The following is a 14,512-nucleotide window of genomic DNA, read 5'->3' as shown; positions in this document are numbered from 1 at the left end:
ATAAGCCTGGCCCTCATCATCAGCCGCGAAAACGCGGCTCTTCCATACCGGCCACGTCGACATCCACCGCAAAAATATCGCCCGACTGCGGATAGCGGGCGAGATCCTCTTCGCTGAGGTTTTCGCGTGAGCTGGTGATGAACAGCGTCTTGAGATCGCTGCCGCCAAACGTCACCATGGTGGGCCATTTCACCGGCAGTGTAATCTCATCGACGATTTCACCGTCGTGCGGATCAATACGCACGACGCGTCCGCCGTCAAACAGGGCTGACCAATAATAGCCCTCACTGTCGACAGCCGCCCCATCGGGCAAGCCACCACGGGCATCAAACCGCCGGAAGATTTCACGCTGCCCCGGCTCGCCCTGAGCATCAAGCGGATAGCGATAGAGCACTTCATTCGGCGTATCGCTGTGATACATCCACTGACGGTCAGGAGAAAAGGCAACGCCATTGGAAATTTTGATGTCGCGTGCCTTCACCTCAAGCGTCAAATCAGGCGTTACGCGACAAAGCAAGCCGCCGTTTTTATCCTGTGGCTCCCATAAACTGCCGCACCAGAAATTACCCCAGGGATCCACGCGGCCATCATTGAAGCGGCTTTTCCCGGCGATACCGGGATTATCCGCCACTTTTTTTTGCGGTTTCCCCTGCTCGTCCAGCAGCCAGACGCCGCTACGCAGTGCGGCAATGATACCGCCCTGTTCCCGCAGGCCGATGCATCCGACTTCTTCTGCCTGAGGAAATGTAGAGAGCTCACCACTCGCCGGATCGAAACGATGGATGGCCGGTGCCAGAATATCCACACACCACAGCACCTGTTCCTGCACAGCCCAGAGCGGACATTCTGCTAGCTCTGCCTGAAGCGGCAGAACGTTTTTTACCCTATGCGTCATGTTTGTCTCCCTTTAATTGTCCTGATATTACTGTAGCGCTAATTTCCATCTTCACACATTCACGTCAGCCTTGTTTTTAAGACAGGTCTCACGCATATTAATACCTATTCGGTCTATTCCGATTGGAATATGCGCTCACCCTCTTTTTCGCGTTCTTTTTTGAAATATCGCGACATATTTATCGAAATAACTCTACACAGGCTGCATTTTTGCTGCACTTTTTCGGCGTATTATCCTGAGTATTGAAAAAGAGGAGGTGCCGTATGCCAGACATCGTTACCGCCGCGCTGTTCCCTCAGTCGGTAGCCTTTATTTCTCCTGGACAGGAGGCGTTATCCGCAGACGTTCCAGCGCAGCAGAAAGGAGACATAAAACAAAATGATATTCTCAGAAGGGCAAAGATTTCACACAGCATAATATAAAAAGAAGGTGGGATATAATCCCACCTCATTTATTCATTAACTTTTCACTGCGTAATTACACTGATACCAGGTTTTCTTTAAACCTGGTATTGTGCTGTCCTGAACAGGGAGTGACTCTACTTTATCAAAACCTTTATTGCTGCAGTAATTCGCGATATCAATTTCCATTGCATCACGATTCACTTTCAGCGGGTCGAAACGATATTGTACGGTATTTGAACTGGGATCTTCATCAACACGTTCAAACGCCCCGGGTTTACTGGCGGTACAACCGCTCAGAAAAATAAGTGCAAATGCACCCATGATTGCCATTTTCATTTTATTTCCTCACATTTTGACGCAGTGTAAGGCGCTGCAAAATGCGCATCTATAGGATTAGTACGCGAACAACTGCGTATTTACGAAGTTTTACCAATTGATTCAATACGGTTAAACAACTGGCAGGTTATGCCAATAAACTGCGACACTGATTCCAGTGAAAAGCCTCACGAACAACACCAGGAATTACTCTAAAAAAAGCCTCTCTCAGCATTTAGCCCGCCACTGGCGGGCTTTTTTCTTTTTAACCTTCGCCTGAAAGCGCAATCATTCTACGAAGCAGATTGGCGGCTTGCTTGTTCGGGAGTGCGAGGATGGCACTATAAAGATCGACAGACATGGCACACATGGAAGACCGATCAACGGCGGCATCGGCAGGCATATTCAGCTGTTGCAGCTTATTGCCCCACTTCAGGTAGAGATGGTCGACGATGGTTTTGAGATCGTGCTGCGCCTGCTTGCGGTCCAGCGGTTGTTCGTCCCCCAGACTGTTAAGCAGCAAATACTCGGTGGCATCGGCATCTTTTTGGTTCAGGCTGGCGGGCAGAGTTTCAACCAGATTGATACCGCCCTTTACCTGCGGATAAAGGAACTGAAAACAGAGGCCCGGGTCAATTTTATTGAGCGTCTGCATTTCTTCCACCGAGACGCCAATATATTTCAATACGGCCGCGTCAGTACCCCGCATAAGGCGCTGATTGATCACATCCGTCAACAACCCGCGCAGTTCGCCCGTTGCCTGCAACATGGGTTCGCCTTCACGCAGTTTGCGCGCCAGATCGCGCGTCAGTATTTGCCACAGCGCGGGTTCCTGAGTGCGTAGCACCCGATACACCGTAGCCTGTGCCATATAATCTGCCGCGCGCTCGTAGCGTTTCTCCTGCTGCTGCTGAGGCTGGATCCAGCTGAACCATAAAACATTCGACAACAACAGCGGCAGGATAAAAAGAACCACGCCCTGCCACGCTTTAAGCCGGGTGGTTCTGACTAACATAACGATGATAATCGCCAGCAGCACAAAGGCGGCCAGCGTAAGAAAAAGCAGGAGAGTCATACTACGTTGTTAATCCTTACGCACATCGATCAGTACCGGGCAATGCGCGCGTTCAACCACAGCGGCACTCACAGATCCTTTTAATAACCGGTTAAAGGGCGATAAATGACGTCGCCCCATAATAATCATGCTGGCATTGAGCTGCTGGGACTGGGCCACGATTGTCTCCGCCGCTTCGCCGGCCAGAATCATACCTCGCGCCTTAATGCCGGCCTGGAGCAAGGGTGCCAGGGCATGACGTACCACCATTTCAGCGGTATTTTGCTCATCCTGCGCGGCCACAAAATCTGCCGGATCTTCACCGGCATCAATATCAATGGGCTGGCTACAGGATGAATAGGCGGGATCGATACAACACAGCACAATCACTTGTGCATCATGCGCCTGTGCTTCTTCGATCGTTAACGACACCACTTTCTTCGCGACCGGTGAATTATCGATAGCCATTAATACTGTTTTCATTGAGCACTCATCCTTCAACAGCGGCAATTTTGCCAATTTCACGAATCAGAGCCTGTTTGCACAGCAACATTTCTTCACGATAGCGTGATTCATGCTTCTTAAACCGCGCCGTGGGCACCAGTAAGGAGACCGCAAAGCGGCCAAACAGCGTATCGAGCGCAAAGGCCATGGTTGAAACGCCTTCAAGAGTTTCACCACGGTCGTAGGAAATGCTGGTTTCACGCACTTCCCGAAGCATCTCTAACAGTGCTGCCTGCGTCTTAACCGTCTTGTCCGTCAGTTCGCGCCAGGCATCCCCCACCAGCGTCCGGACGTCTTCATCGCTTTCCAGCGCCAGCAAGGCGCGGCCACCCGAGGTGCTGTAGAGCGGCAGCTCCAGTCCGATACGGGGAACCACCCGCAGCTCGCGCGACGCCACAACATAATGAATGACGGCAAGCTGCGCACCACTGGCGCGGGACAGGGAGACCGTTTCATTGGTATCCGCCGACAGTTTTTCCAGCAGTGGCTTGACCAAATCGACCACATCCGTGTTCACGCTGGCGAGCAGCTTCAGTAAAGCTGGCCCGAGACGCAATCCGCCCGCCCCACTGCTTCGAACCAGTTCGGCGCTGTCCAGCGCGGCCACAATGCGCTGTACGGTAGAACGCGGCAGATCGACCGCATGCGCAATTTCGCCCAGACTCATGCCACCGGGATGCTCGCCCAGAGCATTAAGAATTTTAGCCGCGCGCGCAATAACCTGAATACCGCCCGTTTTTTCATCTTCGCGGCTGGATGATTGTTGAGTCATAGCGTCGTCCTTTTTGAGCTGGCTTACTGTAACCCGAAAAGCGCACGTTTTACAGCGTGTACCACATTGCAATACAGCATATTGCCATGTAATATCGCCCCGCCTGTATCGCATCGCAATACATCGAACCAAAAAAAACAATGAGACACCTGATATGACGACCCAGCCTGGCACTGCGCCGCCGCTGCATCCCTTTACCTTACGTCTCGCCCTGGGCCTGCTTGGCGTCTGGATCGCGGCGCTGACCTCCGGGCTCAACGATCGCGTCAGTGATATTGCGCTGGCCGATATTCGTGCTGCCCTCGGTATGGGCTACGACGACGGAAGCTGGATTGTTTCGGCTTATCAGGCTGCCGAAGTGGCCGCCATGATGATTGCGCCGTGGTTCGCGGTGACGTTTTCCCTGCGCCGCTTTACGTTATTTGTTTCGGTCGGCTTTATGCTGTCCGGAATACTGTTACCGCTGATGACCGATCCTGTGCTCTTTATGGTATTACGCGTGATCCAGGGGCTCTTTGGCGGCGCGCTGCCGCCGATGCTGATGACCGTCGCCCTGCGTTTTCTGCCACCGCCGTTCAAGCTCTATGGATTAGGCGCCTATGCCCTTACTGCCACCTTCGGGCCGAATATGGCCGCGTCGCTGGCCGCCTTCTGGACCGATCAGGTCAGCTGGATGTTTGTCTTCTGGCAGGTTGTGCCCGGTATGCTGATAGCCCTCGTATTAACCGGCTGGGGATTGCCTCAGGATCCGTTGCGCACAGAACGTTTTCAGCAGATCGATCTGTTCGGGATGATCACAGGCTGTAGCGGGATGGCGTTAATCATTCTGGTACTCAGCCAGGGCGAACGGCTTGACTGGCTGGATTCTCCGCTGATTGCCGCTATGCTGCTGGCCGCCGTGCCGTTACTCATCGTCTTTTTAATCAATGAGTGGTTCCATCCCCTGCCGCTGTTTAAGTTGCAGATGCTGCGGCGACCTAACCTGCTGCACGGCCTGCTGGTACTGGCCGGCGTCCTGATCGTGTCGCTGTCCGGCTCTACCCTGCCTTCCAGCTATTTTGCCCAGGTCGATGGCTTTCGCATCGCCCAGTTCGCGCCGCTGGCGTTGACCATTGGGTTGCCCCAGCTCATTGTGGCGCCGTTGCTTGCCGCCCTGCTGAATATCCGCTGGATTGACTGTCGCTGGATGCTTGCAGTGGGCTTGTGCTTCCTGATTGCCTCCTGCCTGCTCGGTATGCAGATCACAACGGACTGGGCGCGGGATAACTTCTGGCTGATTCAGGCGTTGCAGGCCGTAGGCCAGCCGATGGTGATTCTGCCCGTGCTGATGAGCGCGACCAGCGTGGTAGCACCGCCTGAAGGACCTTTTGCCTCGGCGATGTTCAACACGGTACGCGGGTTTTCCAGCATTGCGGCCTCTACCCTGGTGTCATGGTTTGTCAGCCATCGTGAACAGTTTCACTCCAGTATCCTCGTCAACCAGGCGGGCAGCAGGCCGTGGCTGATGACCGCCCCCAACAGCAGTCAGGCCAGCAGTCAGTTTCCGCTGTTGCCCGATGGCAGCGTGAGTTCCGTCGAGAATCTGCGCGGCTTTGCTACCCAGATAAAGCACCAGGCGCTGGTGCTCGGCCTGAGTGATACCTGGCTGCTGCTGATCGGTTTTGCGCTGCTGCTGCTGGTCGTCACCGCCTGGCTGCCCAAACGCGTCTGGCCGCCCCAAACCTTGATTCAACCTGCAACCTCCACGTCGAGATAACTGTATATGCGTGCTTTAGTAATGAGAAAAACCGTGCTGCTTTCCCTGCTGCTGCTGGTTTTGCTGGCGATGGCGCTGATTGTTTGGTCCGTGATGACCCGTAACGATCACCGTACCAATGATGCCTGGGTCAATGCCGATTACACCCTTGTTGCGCCCAAAGTGTCGGGGTACATCGCCAGCGTCAGGGTGAAAGATAACCAGCAGGTTGCCGCCGGTGAACTCCTGGCGACGCTGGACGATCGCGATTACAAAGTGGCACTGGAAAGCGCGGAGGCCGCATTGCAGGTCAGTGAAGCCAAACTGTTGAGCAGCAAAGCACAGCTGGAGCAGCAGCAGTCGGTCATTGATGAACAGAAGGCCAGCGTTTCCGCCAGTCAGGCTTCGGCGCAGTATGCCGGACAGAGTGCCGAACGCTATAACCGTCTCTATCAGCGCGGCACCGTTGCCGCTGACGAGCAGCAAAAAGCCAGCTCGGCGCAGCGCTCTGCCAGCGCCGCGGTGCGTCAGAGTGAAGCCGCGCTCGCTTCTGCGATTAAGCAGGTTGGCGTGCTGCAGGCAGCCGTACGATCCGCCGAAGCGGATGTTACTGCCGCCAGGGCCAGCGTCGATCAGGCACGTCTTAATCTGTCTTACACCCGCATTGTGGCCCCGGTGGCCGGCATGGTGGGACAGCGCGCAGTGCGCCTGGGCGCCTATGTTTCTGCCGGTACCCGTTTGCTGGCGGTGGTGCCGTTACAACAAACCTATATCACCGCGAATTATCTGGAAACGCAGTTGCAGGATGTGCGTCCGGGTCAACCCGTCCGCATCAGGGTAGATGCTTTGCCTGACCAGATTTTTACCGGTCACGTCGACAGTCTTGCCCCCGCGACAGGCGCGACATTTGCGGCGATTGCTCCCGATAATGCGACCGGCAACTACACGAAAGTGGTTCAGCGATTACCGGTTAAAATTGTTCTGGACCAGGACCAGAAAAACCTGGCGCAACTCCGCGTAGGCATGTCGGCAGTGCCGGACATTGACGTTCGATAAAAATGTGAACAAACTCTCAGAACCAAACTATTTATTTTCGGTCTGAATACGCGTAGATTAGCCCCGATCCTGTTCTGAGTTATTCAGTTCGTACGGGAGATCGTTGACCGTAAATCTGAACGGCGACCTTATCCTTTCTGTCCGCGTTGCGCTGGATGGGATCGCCAATATCGTAACCGCTCAGAGGAGTTCGCTTGTGAAATATGCGCTGATGGGAATTTCTTTCTTTGTACTACTTTGGGTCGGCACCTTTGTGCTGATGCTGTAGTCTCTGCAGGCATTCCACAGGGGCGACAGGTGGTCGCCCCAATGGGATGTTAAATCTGTTCTTCCATACTTTTCACGCTGCCCGGCAAAATGCCGTCGGCGCGAAACATCGCCTTAATGCCTCTTACCGCCTGTCGGATACGATCGCTGTTTTCAATCAGTGCAAAACGGACGTGCGTATCGCCATAATCACCGAAGCCCACGCCGGGTGAAACGCATACTTTCGCTTCCTGCAGCATGTGCTTGGCAAATTCCAGCGAGCCCAGATGCGCATAATGATCCGGAATCTTTGCCCAGACGTACATCGATGCTTTGGGAATATCCACCATCCAGCCCGCTTCATGCAGCCCTTTCACCAGCACGTCGCGGCGACGTTTATACTGTTCGGCAATATCGCGCACGCACTGCTGATCCCCTTCCAGGGCCGCAATCGCCGCGACCTGTAAGGGCGTAAAGGTGCCGTAATCGTGATAGCTCTTGATTCGGGCTAAGGCGGCGACCAGCTCTTTGTTGCCCACCATAAAACCTATGCGCCAGCCGGCCATGTTATAGCTTTTTGACAGGGTGAAAAATTCGACGGCCACATCCCGTGCGCCAGGCACCTGCATAATGGACGGCGCTTTCCAGCCATCATAGACGATATCGGCATAGGCCAAATCGTGAATGACCAGCACGTTGTACTGTTTGGCCAGCGCGATGACGCGCTCAAAAAAGTCCAGCTCTACGCACTGAGAAGTGGGATTCGACGGGAAACCCAGCACCATCATTTTAGGTTTGGGATAGCTCTCGCGAATAGCACGCTCCAGCTCATTGAAGAAATCAATGCCCTCCACCAGCGGGACGGAGCGCACCTGAGCGCCTGCGATAACGGCCCCATAGATATGAATGGGATAGCTGGGATTCGGCACCAGCACCGTGTCGCCATGGTCAAGCGTGGCCAGCATCAGGTGAGCCAGACCTTCTTTGGAACCAATGGTGACTATCGCTTCCGATTCGGGATCAATATCTACCTGATAACGCTCCTGATACCAGCGTGAAATAGCACGCCGCAGGCGAGGAATACCGCGCGATGTGGAATAGCCGTGCGTATCTTCACGTTGAGCCACCTGGCACAGTTTTTCGACAATGTGCGGCGGCGTCGCGCCATCGGGATTACCCATTGAAAGGTCGATGATATCTTCGCCGCGCCGACGCGCAGCCATCTTCAGTTCAGCGGTAATGTTAAAGACGTAAGGGGGCAGGCGTTCAATACGCGAGAAACGACGAGTGGTGCTGTTATCAGCCATGGTATCCTCTGGAAACGTTAGCGCCCGGACCGTCCGAGCGACGCTGGTCACTGCGGTGACCTCAACAAGAACATAACGCGCTAATAACAACTTTGTCGAGATGAGCAGAAAATTTTTTATTTTCCCGGATTGAGCCGCTCGAGCAGCCAGTCATTCACCCAGCGGTCATTCAGCAGATAATTATTTTGCAGCGTCCGTTTCAGCAGAAAGCCGTTTTTTTCCAGAATTCGCCGGGAAGCCCAGTTTCCTTCCACCACCAGCGCCCGGAGTTTGAGAAAATCGGCGTCGAACAAACACGCACACAGCGCTTCCAGCGCTTCACTGCCAAACCCCTGACCACAGTGGCGATGCAGCAGCATATATCCCACCTCCGCCTGACGGGCGGGCTGCCATTCCGGCGTACAACCCAATAACCCGATGGCTTCCCCGCTGTCGCGCCGCCTGATGACCAGGCATAACATGTGAAAACTGCCGGGTTGCCAGGGTGCCAGACGCTGACGAAACCGCTCACGGATATCATCTTCATCGGGAATGTCACTTACCCAGCGCATAGTATCGCGATCTTCATGTACCGCACGAAACAGCTGCCAGTCTTCAGGCTGCAAAGAGGTTAACGTCAAACGCGAGGTAGTCAGATGCATACATCACTCCGGGCGATAACACGTAATAAAGTCACCGGGCCTGACCACAGTGGACCGGGCCGCACTGGCAGCGGAAAAACGTTCCTCTTAAATGAGCTCAACATTTCCTCTTTTTCAGCTTTTGAATAAATTGATCTAAAACATGAACTGCCCGGCTGGCTGTCAGGCACGCTGGCACAACATCATCACATTTTTTATCATAACCTTCTTTGACCTCGCTGAAGAGTCGCCTGTGACTTCACACTTTACTATGCTTCTGGCCGTCTTTGACCGTGCGGCGCTGATGCTGATTTGCCTGTTTTTTCTGACGCGAACCCCACCTTTTCGTCAGATCCTGCAGAAAGATGAGCATACGGCGCTGGAAAAAGCGGCCGTGATTGCCATTTTTTCACTGTTTGCACTTTTCAGTACCTGGTCAGGGGTCAATGTCGACGGTTCATTGCTCAACGTACGGGTGATCGCCGTGATGGCTGGCGGTATTTTGTTTGGTCCCTGGGTTGGCATTACCACCGGTGTGATTGCCGGTCTGCACCGCTTCCTGATAGATATTCATGGTGTGACGTCAGTGCCCTGCCTGATGACCAGCATCATCGCCGGCATTGTCGCCGGTGCCATTCATCGCCGGGTGCAGCGCGAACGGCGCTGGCTGGTAGGGATTCTGGGCGGCATGTTTTGCGAAAGTCTGACCATGCTGCTTATCGTGTTGTGGGCCACGCCCACCGCGCTCGGGCTGACCATTGTTTCTGAAATTGCCCTGCCGATGATTCTGGGCGCCGCCAGCATTGGCTTAATCGTGTTGCTGGTGCAGAGCGTGGAAGGTGAAAAAGAGGCTATTGCGGCACGTCAGGCAAAACTGGCGCTGGATATCGCTAACCAGACCCTGCCGCTGTTCCGTCAGGTCAACAGCGATTCCCTGCGCCGTGTCTGTGACATCATTCGACGGGAAATCAAGGCCGATGCCGTCGCGATGACCAATAAGCAGAAGATTTTGGCCTATGTTGGCTACGGTGAACACAATTACCAGCATGGTGACGACGGGATCAGCCCGACGACGGCGCAGGCGATGCACAGTGGGAAGATCATCATCAAAAACAATGACGAAGCCCACCGGACGAAAGATATTCACTCCATGATCGTCATCCCCTTGTGGGAAAAAGGCAAGGTGACCGGCACGCTGAAGATTTATTACCGTCGTGCGCACCGCATCACCGGCTCGCTGAAAGAGATGGCGGTAGGCCTGTCCCAGATTATTTCGACGCAGCTGGAAGTCTCGCGTACGGAGCAACTGCGCGAAATGGCCAATAAAGCGGAACTGCGTGCCCTGCAGAGCAAAATTAATCCGCATTTCCTGTTCAATGCGCTGAATGCCATTTCGTCATCTATCCGGCTCAATCCCGATACGGCGCGCCAGTTGGTCATCAACTTATCGCGCTATCTGCGCTACAACCTCGAACTGAATGACGATGAGCTTATCGATATCAAGAAAGAACTCTGGCAGGTAAAAGATTATATAGCGATTGAGCAGGCGCGCTTTGGCGATAAGTTAACCATGATTTATGACATTGACGAGGATTTGCATTTTTCCCTGCCCAGCCTGCTGATTCAGCCGTTGGTGGAGAATGCTATTGTTCATGGCATTCAGCCCTGTAAAGGTAAAGGTGTGGTGACGTTAAGTGTGCGAGATCTGGGCGACCGCGTGCGCATCGCCGTGCGTGATACCGGTAAAGGGATCAGTGACGAGGTGATTGATCGTGTGGCTCGCAACGAAATGCCCGGCAATAAAATTGGCCTGTTAAATGTCCATCACCGGGTGAAGTTGCTCTCGGGCGAAGGGCTGCACATTGCGCGTCATCAGCCCGGCACCGAAATCGCATTCACACTGAGCAAAACCGGGCAGTTACTGGTGGGGAACCTTGCATGAAAGCCATCATCGTCGAGGACGAATTCCTGGCCCAGCAAGAGCTGAGCTGGATGATTCAGCAACACAGTAAGATTGAGATAGCGGCCTGCTTTGATGACGGTCTGGATGTCCTCAAATATCTGCAGCAGCATCGGGTTGATGTGATCTTTCTCGACATCAATATTCCCTCTCTGGATGGCATGTTACTGGCAAAGAGTATTCATCAGTTTGTTCATAAGCCCCTGATTGTGTTTATCACGGCCTGGAAAGAGCATGCCGTGGAAGCCTTTGAACTGGAAGCGTTTGACTATATTCTGAAACCGTATCATGAATCCCGTATCGTCACGATGCTGAACAAGCTGGAAGCCACCTGGCAGCAACAGCACGCGCCCACTCAGACGCCAATGGCGCAGAGCGTACTGACCGTGAATCTGACCAAAGATGAACGCATTATCGTGACCGACGTGAATGACATTTACTACGTTGAGGCGCACGAGAAGTTAACCTTCGTCTATACCCGCCGTGAAGCCTATGTGATGTCGATGACAATGACGGAATTCTGCTCACGCCTGCCCGAACATCTGTTCTTTCGCTGCCACCGGTCCTACTGCGTCAACCTCAACAAAATCCGGGAAATCGAACCCTGGTTTAACAATACCTATCTGCTGAAGTTGCGGGATATGGAAGTACAGGTACCGGTCAGCCGCAGCAAAGTAAAAGCGTTTCGGCTACTGATGCGGTTGTGAGAGGGAAAGGCGGCTCTGCCCTTGCGTCGGGCAGGACAGAGCCTGCAAACTAGAGAATACGACCCAGCGTCTGGCGCAGGTGCGCACCGGCACCCAACAGCCCGGGTTGGTCATGCGTGATCATATAAACCGGGATATCGGCAACATAGTCACGGAAGCGCCCTTTGTCTTCAAAAGCGGCACGAAAACCCGAGGCTTTGAAGAACTCCAGGAAACGCGGCACGATCCCGCCCGCGATGTAAACGCCACCGAAGGTCCCGAGGTTCAGCGCCAGATTACCGCCAAAACGGCCCATGATGACGCAGAACAGCGATAAGGCACGACGGCAGTCGGTGCAGCTGTCCGCCAGGGCGCGCTCACTGACTTCGCGTGGCTTCAGATTCTCCGGCTCACGGTTATCGACTTTTACAATCGCACGGTAGAGATTGACCAGACCAGCGCCTGACAACACACGTTCTGCTGAAACATGACCTAATTCTTCCCGTAAGACTTCCAGAATTTGATCTTCTTCTTCGCTGTTAGCGGCAAAATCAACATGTCCCCCTTCACCGGGTAAACTGACCCAGCGCTGGTCGACGTGTACCAGATGGCTGACGCCGAGGCCGGTTCCCGCACCGTAAATCGCGATCGGTTTATCCTTCACCGCCGATTTACCGCCAAACTGGATGACATGCTCTTCGCCGAGCATAGGAATCGCCATGGAGACGGCGGTGAAATCGTTAATAATTTCCAGGTGTTCAAAACCGATGTTCGCCTTCAACTTTTTAGTCGAGAAGGCCCAGTCGTGGTTGGTCATTTCAACCCAGTCATCGGTAATCGGGCAGGCAATGGCGATACAGCCGTCTTTAATATCCTGCTTTTGTTCATCAAGATAATGGCGGATGACGGCTTCGAGGCTGTCGTAGTCTGATGTTGCGAATGTTTTGGTCTGGGAGATGCTGCCGCTTTCCACCTCACACAAAGCGAGGCGGGCATTGGTGCCGCCGACATCGCCGACCAAGGCATAAGTTGTCATTCTTCTGGTGCTCCGCTTGGGGGTCTTAAAGAGTTGGAGGACACTATAAAATCCTGCCGATAAAACAACAACGCCCACCGAAGCTTGAGGTGAGCGTCTGACTCGTGTGTGCAACAGCCTAACCGCGTTAGTCTGGCCTGCACAGAGGCAACTTTCCGAATCTCATCCGCCGTTGCGCTGGCTCAGACAGGCTGAGACTTTACGTAACAGGGGCGGCAGGTCATCTTTTTGCATCACGACTTCAATAAACGACAGTCTGTGTTGTTGTGTCAGTTGCGCCATCAGTGCGGTCAGTTGCACGGTTTCACTGATGCGCCAGCTTTGTGCCTGACAGTGTAAACTGAATGCCTGCGGCAGCGCTGTCCAGTTCCACTGGGCAATATCATTATAACGCTGGTCTGCGCCATGAATGGCCCGCTCCACAGTATAGCCTTCATTATTGAGCAGAAAAATGATTGGATGCTGATCATCCCGCAGCATCGAGCCGAGTTCCTGAATGGTCAACTGTGCCGAACCATCGCCAATGATCAGGATGACGCGCTGTGACGGGCGTGCCGTCTGGGCACCAAACGCGGCTGGCAGAGTATAACCGATGGATCCCCATAACGGCTGTACCAGCAGCTGCGCCCCGGCAGGCAGGCGCAGCGCCGCCGCGCCAAACGCCGCGGTGCCTTGATCCGCCAGAATAATATCGCCGGGCTGGATAAAAGACTGCATGGCCTGCCAAAAGGCAGACTGGCTGATGATGGCCGCGTCAGGGACAGGCACCGCCGGTTTTACTGGCCCGGCGGACTGCCAGCCTGCGCCATAGCGTTCGAACAACGGCAGTAATGTCTGCAACGCATCGGCCATCGACAACGGGGCAAACGTCTGTCCCGCGACGCTGGCGCTGTGTGGGTGCACGTCGATCAGCCGATCGGGGCGAAATTGCTGAGTGAATCCAGCGGTAATCGTATCCGTAAAGCGCACGCCGACGCAGAGCGTGACGTCTGCCTCTTCAATTTGCTGGCGTACCCGGCCTTCACTGCCCTCACCTGCGTAAGTGCCCACAAACCCCGGCTGCTGCTCATCCAGCACACCTTTGCCCATCAGCAGTGTGGCGCACGGAAAAGCACGCCCGGCACGTAACGCAGCCAGCGCCGGTTGCTGTTGCCAGCGCTGCGCCAGGAAATCGGCCAGGAGTGAGACGCGTTGCGCCGGTGCCAGTAACCGCTCGGCGGCCTGGCGAAACGCGCTGCGCAGGGATTCAGGTGACGAAGCCGACGATACCAGGGGATGAACGGGCGCAGCGGTTTCGGCCTGGGCAACATCGACAGGCAACAGCAGATAGCCCGGACGATGTTGCTGGATAACGCTGCTCAAAACCCGGTCAGTTTCGGCGGTGGCATTCTCAGCGGTCAGTTGCGCGGTGGCGACGTTAACCTCTTTTGCCATGCGGATGAAATGGCCAAAATCGCCATCCCCTAAGGTGTGGTGCACGCAGTCTCCCTGCTGCATCGCCTGGCTCGACGGCGCGCCCACGATATGAATCACGGGCACGTACTCTGCGAAGCTGCCTGCCAGACCGTTGATTGCGCTGAGCTCCCCTACGCCAAAGGTGGTGAGCAACGCCGCCATACCCGAACAGCGTCCATAGCCATCCGCAGCGTAAGCGGCATTCAGCTCATTGGCACATCCCACCCAACTTATTGTCGGATGCGCAATCACCCGATCCAGAAACTGTAGATTAAAGTCACCCGGTACGCCGAACAGATGTCGAATACCGCACGCCTGCAAACGCGCCAACAGATAATCACCAACCGTATAAGAGGACATAGCGAATTCCTTTAGGGGAGTGTTTTGATAAGTATCTGACATGGCGTTAATTTAGCGAACAGTGCCTGTCATTTCGCCAACGGATTACATGGCAAGTAAGCGTTACG

The 14,512-nt window shown here is 54.5% G+C and carries 15 protein-coding genes; 6 read left to right on the top strand and 9 right to left on the bottom strand.

All coding sequences use genetic code 11. The annotated features are described in order from the left end of the window. Window positions 1-19: 19 nt before the first annotated feature. A complete protein-coding gene (locus C1N58_RS03610; protein WP_110268161.1) occupies window positions 20-895 on the bottom strand; it encodes an SMP-30/gluconolactonase/LRE family protein in 876 nt (291 codons plus the stop codon). A 263-nt stretch (window positions 896-1,158) separates the two neighbouring features. On the opposite strand from C1N58_RS03610, the gene C1N58_RS03605 reads away from it, so the two are divergent. Continuing rightward, window positions 1,159-1,317 carry a hypothetical protein gene (locus C1N58_RS03605; RefSeq protein ID WP_394564585.1) on the top strand — a complete coding sequence of 53 codons (159 nt, stop codon included), beginning with the start codon at window positions 1,159-1,161 and terminating at the stop codon, window positions 1,315-1,317. Window positions 1,318-1,353: 36 nt separating this feature from the next. Here C1N58_RS03605 and C1N58_RS03600 read toward each other — a convergent pair whose 3' ends face one another. From C1N58_RS03600 to C1N58_RS03585, 4 genes are all read right to left on the bottom strand, one after another. Beyond that, on the bottom strand, window positions 1,354-1,635 hold the full coding sequence (locus C1N58_RS03600) for a hypothetical protein (RefSeq protein WP_006120355.1): 282 nt from the start codon (window positions 1,633-1,635) through the stop codon (window positions 1,354-1,356). A gap of 244 nt (window positions 1,636-1,879) precedes the next feature. After that, the gene (locus C1N58_RS03595) at window positions 1,880-2,689 is read right to left on the bottom strand and encodes a hypothetical protein (RefSeq protein WP_394564584.1); all 810 of its coding nucleotides are present in this window, start codon (window positions 2,687-2,689) and stop codon (window positions 1,880-1,882) included. A gap of 9 nt (window positions 2,690-2,698) precedes the next feature. Continuing rightward, window positions 2,699-3,151, bottom strand: coding sequence for a universal stress protein (locus tag C1N58_RS03590; protein ID WP_006120358.1), 453 nt, complete (start codon window positions 3,149-3,151; stop codon window positions 2,699-2,701). A 7-nt stretch (window positions 3,152-3,158) separates the two neighbouring features. Beyond that, on the bottom strand, window positions 3,159-3,944 hold the full coding sequence (locus C1N58_RS03585; protein WP_006120359.1) for an IclR family transcriptional regulator: 786 nt from the start codon (window positions 3,942-3,944) through the stop codon (window positions 3,159-3,161). 154 nt (window positions 3,945-4,098) lie between these two features. Between C1N58_RS03585 and C1N58_RS03580 the strand changes: the two genes are divergently transcribed. The 3 genes from C1N58_RS03580 (at window position 4,099) to ypdK (ending at window position 7,003) form a co-directional block, all read left to right on the top strand. Next, window positions 4,099-5,700, top strand: coding sequence for an MFS transporter (locus C1N58_RS03580; RefSeq protein WP_394564583.1), 1,602 nt, complete (start codon window positions 4,099-4,101; stop codon window positions 5,698-5,700). Window positions 5,701-5,706: 6 nt separating this feature from the next. Next, window positions 5,707-6,735 (top strand): HlyD family secretion protein, encoded by a 1,029-nt coding sequence (locus C1N58_RS03575; protein ID WP_394564582.1) that lies wholly within the window; start codon window positions 5,707-5,709, stop codon window positions 6,733-6,735. Between the two features lie 196 nt (window positions 6,736-6,931). Continuing rightward, a complete protein-coding gene (ypdK, locus tag C1N58_RS03570; RefSeq protein WP_006120362.1) occupies window positions 6,932-7,003 on the top strand; it encodes a membrane protein YpdK in 72 nt (23 codons plus the stop codon). A 49-nt stretch (window positions 7,004-7,052) separates the two neighbouring features. Here ypdK and alaC read toward each other — a convergent pair whose 3' ends face one another. Further along, window positions 7,053-8,288, bottom strand: coding sequence for an alanine transaminase (alaC, locus tag C1N58_RS03565; RefSeq protein ID WP_006120363.1), 1,236 nt, complete (start codon window positions 8,286-8,288; stop codon window positions 7,053-7,055). Window positions 8,289-8,404: 116 nt separating this feature from the next. Continuing rightward, window positions 8,405-8,929, bottom strand: coding sequence for a GNAT family N-acetyltransferase (locus C1N58_RS03560; RefSeq protein ID WP_039339839.1), 525 nt, complete (start codon window positions 8,927-8,929; stop codon window positions 8,405-8,407). 250 nt (window positions 8,930-9,179) lie between these two features. Between C1N58_RS03560 and C1N58_RS03555 the strand changes: the two genes are divergently transcribed. Both C1N58_RS03555 and C1N58_RS03550 read left to right on the top strand, forming a co-directional pair. Beyond that, window positions 9,180-10,850 carry a sensor histidine kinase gene (locus tag C1N58_RS03555; protein WP_039340149.1) on the top strand — a complete coding sequence of 557 codons (1,671 nt, stop codon included), beginning with the start codon at window positions 9,180-9,182 and terminating at the stop codon, window positions 10,848-10,850. Then, window positions 10,847-11,575, top strand: coding sequence for a LytR/AlgR family response regulator transcription factor (locus tag C1N58_RS03550; RefSeq protein WP_033740780.1), 729 nt, complete (start codon window positions 10,847-10,849; stop codon window positions 11,573-11,575). Before C1N58_RS03555 ends, C1N58_RS03550 begins: the two co-directional genes overlap by 4 nt. A 49-nt stretch (window positions 11,576-11,624) precedes the next feature. Here the strand turns inward: C1N58_RS03550 and glk are convergent, their stop codons facing one another. Next, window positions 11,625-12,590: a glucokinase gene (glk, locus tag C1N58_RS03545; RefSeq protein WP_039339845.1), complete on the bottom strand. Its 966-nt coding sequence runs from the start codon at window positions 12,588-12,590 to the stop codon at window positions 11,625-11,627. 162 nt (window positions 12,591-12,752) lie between these two features. Further along, window positions 12,753-14,405 (bottom strand): thiamine pyrophosphate-binding protein, encoded by a 1,653-nt coding sequence (locus C1N58_RS03540; RefSeq protein WP_394564581.1) that lies wholly within the window; start codon window positions 14,403-14,405, stop codon window positions 12,753-12,755. Window positions 14,406-14,512: the final 107 nt, after the last annotated feature.

It is taken from the genome of Pantoea sp. SGAir0180 (assembly GCF_043546245.1).
Note: the sequence above shows the minus strand (reverse complement) of the source record. Positions and strands in the feature narration are given on the sequence as shown.

Excerpts from the sequence above, each read along its gene's own strand:
- C1N58_RS03610 (WP_110268161.1), bottom strand. The coding sequence starts at position 895 with ATGACGCATAGGGTAAAAAACGTTCTGCCGCTTCAGGCAGAGCTAGCA.
- C1N58_RS03605 (WP_394564585.1), top strand. The coding sequence starts at position 1,159 with ATGCCAGACATCGTTACCGCCGCGCTGTTCCCTCAGTCGGTAGCCTTT.
- C1N58_RS03600 (WP_006120355.1), bottom strand. The coding sequence starts at position 1,635 with ATGAAAATGGCAATCATGGGTGCATTTGCACTTATTTTTCTGAGCGGT.
- C1N58_RS03595 (WP_394564584.1), bottom strand. The coding sequence starts at position 2,689 with ATGACTCTCCTGCTTTTTCTTACGCTGGCCGCCTTTGTGCTGCTGGCG.
- C1N58_RS03590 (WP_006120358.1), bottom strand. The coding sequence starts at position 3,151 with ATGAAAACAGTATTAATGGCTATCGATAATTCACCGGTCGCGAAGAAA.
- C1N58_RS03585 (WP_006120359.1), bottom strand. The coding sequence starts at position 3,944 with ATGACTCAACAATCATCCAGCCGCGAAGATGAAAAAACGGGCGGTATT.
- C1N58_RS03580 (WP_394564583.1), top strand. The coding sequence starts at position 4,099 with ATGACGACCCAGCCTGGCACTGCGCCGCCGCTGCATCCCTTTACCTTA.
- C1N58_RS03575 (WP_394564582.1), top strand. The coding sequence starts at position 5,707 with ATGCGTGCTTTAGTAATGAGAAAAACCGTGCTGCTTTCCCTGCTGCTG.
- alaC (WP_006120363.1), bottom strand. The coding sequence starts at position 8,288 with ATGGCTGATAACAGCACCACTCGTCGTTTCTCGCGTATTGAACGCCTG.
- C1N58_RS03560 (WP_039339839.1), bottom strand. The coding sequence starts at position 8,929 with ATGCATCTGACTACCTCGCGTTTGACGTTAACCTCTTTGCAGCCTGAA.
- C1N58_RS03555 (WP_039340149.1), top strand. The coding sequence starts at position 9,180 with ATGCTTCTGGCCGTCTTTGACCGTGCGGCGCTGATGCTGATTTGCCTG.
- C1N58_RS03550 (WP_033740780.1), top strand. The coding sequence starts at position 10,847 with ATGAAAGCCATCATCGTCGAGGACGAATTCCTGGCCCAGCAAGAGCTG.
- glk (WP_039339845.1), bottom strand. The coding sequence starts at position 12,590 with ATGACAACTTATGCCTTGGTCGGCGATGTCGGCGGCACCAATGCCCGC.
- C1N58_RS03540 (WP_394564581.1), bottom strand. The coding sequence starts at position 14,405 with ATGTCCTCTTATACGGTTGGTGATTATCTGTTGGCGCGTTTGCAGGCG.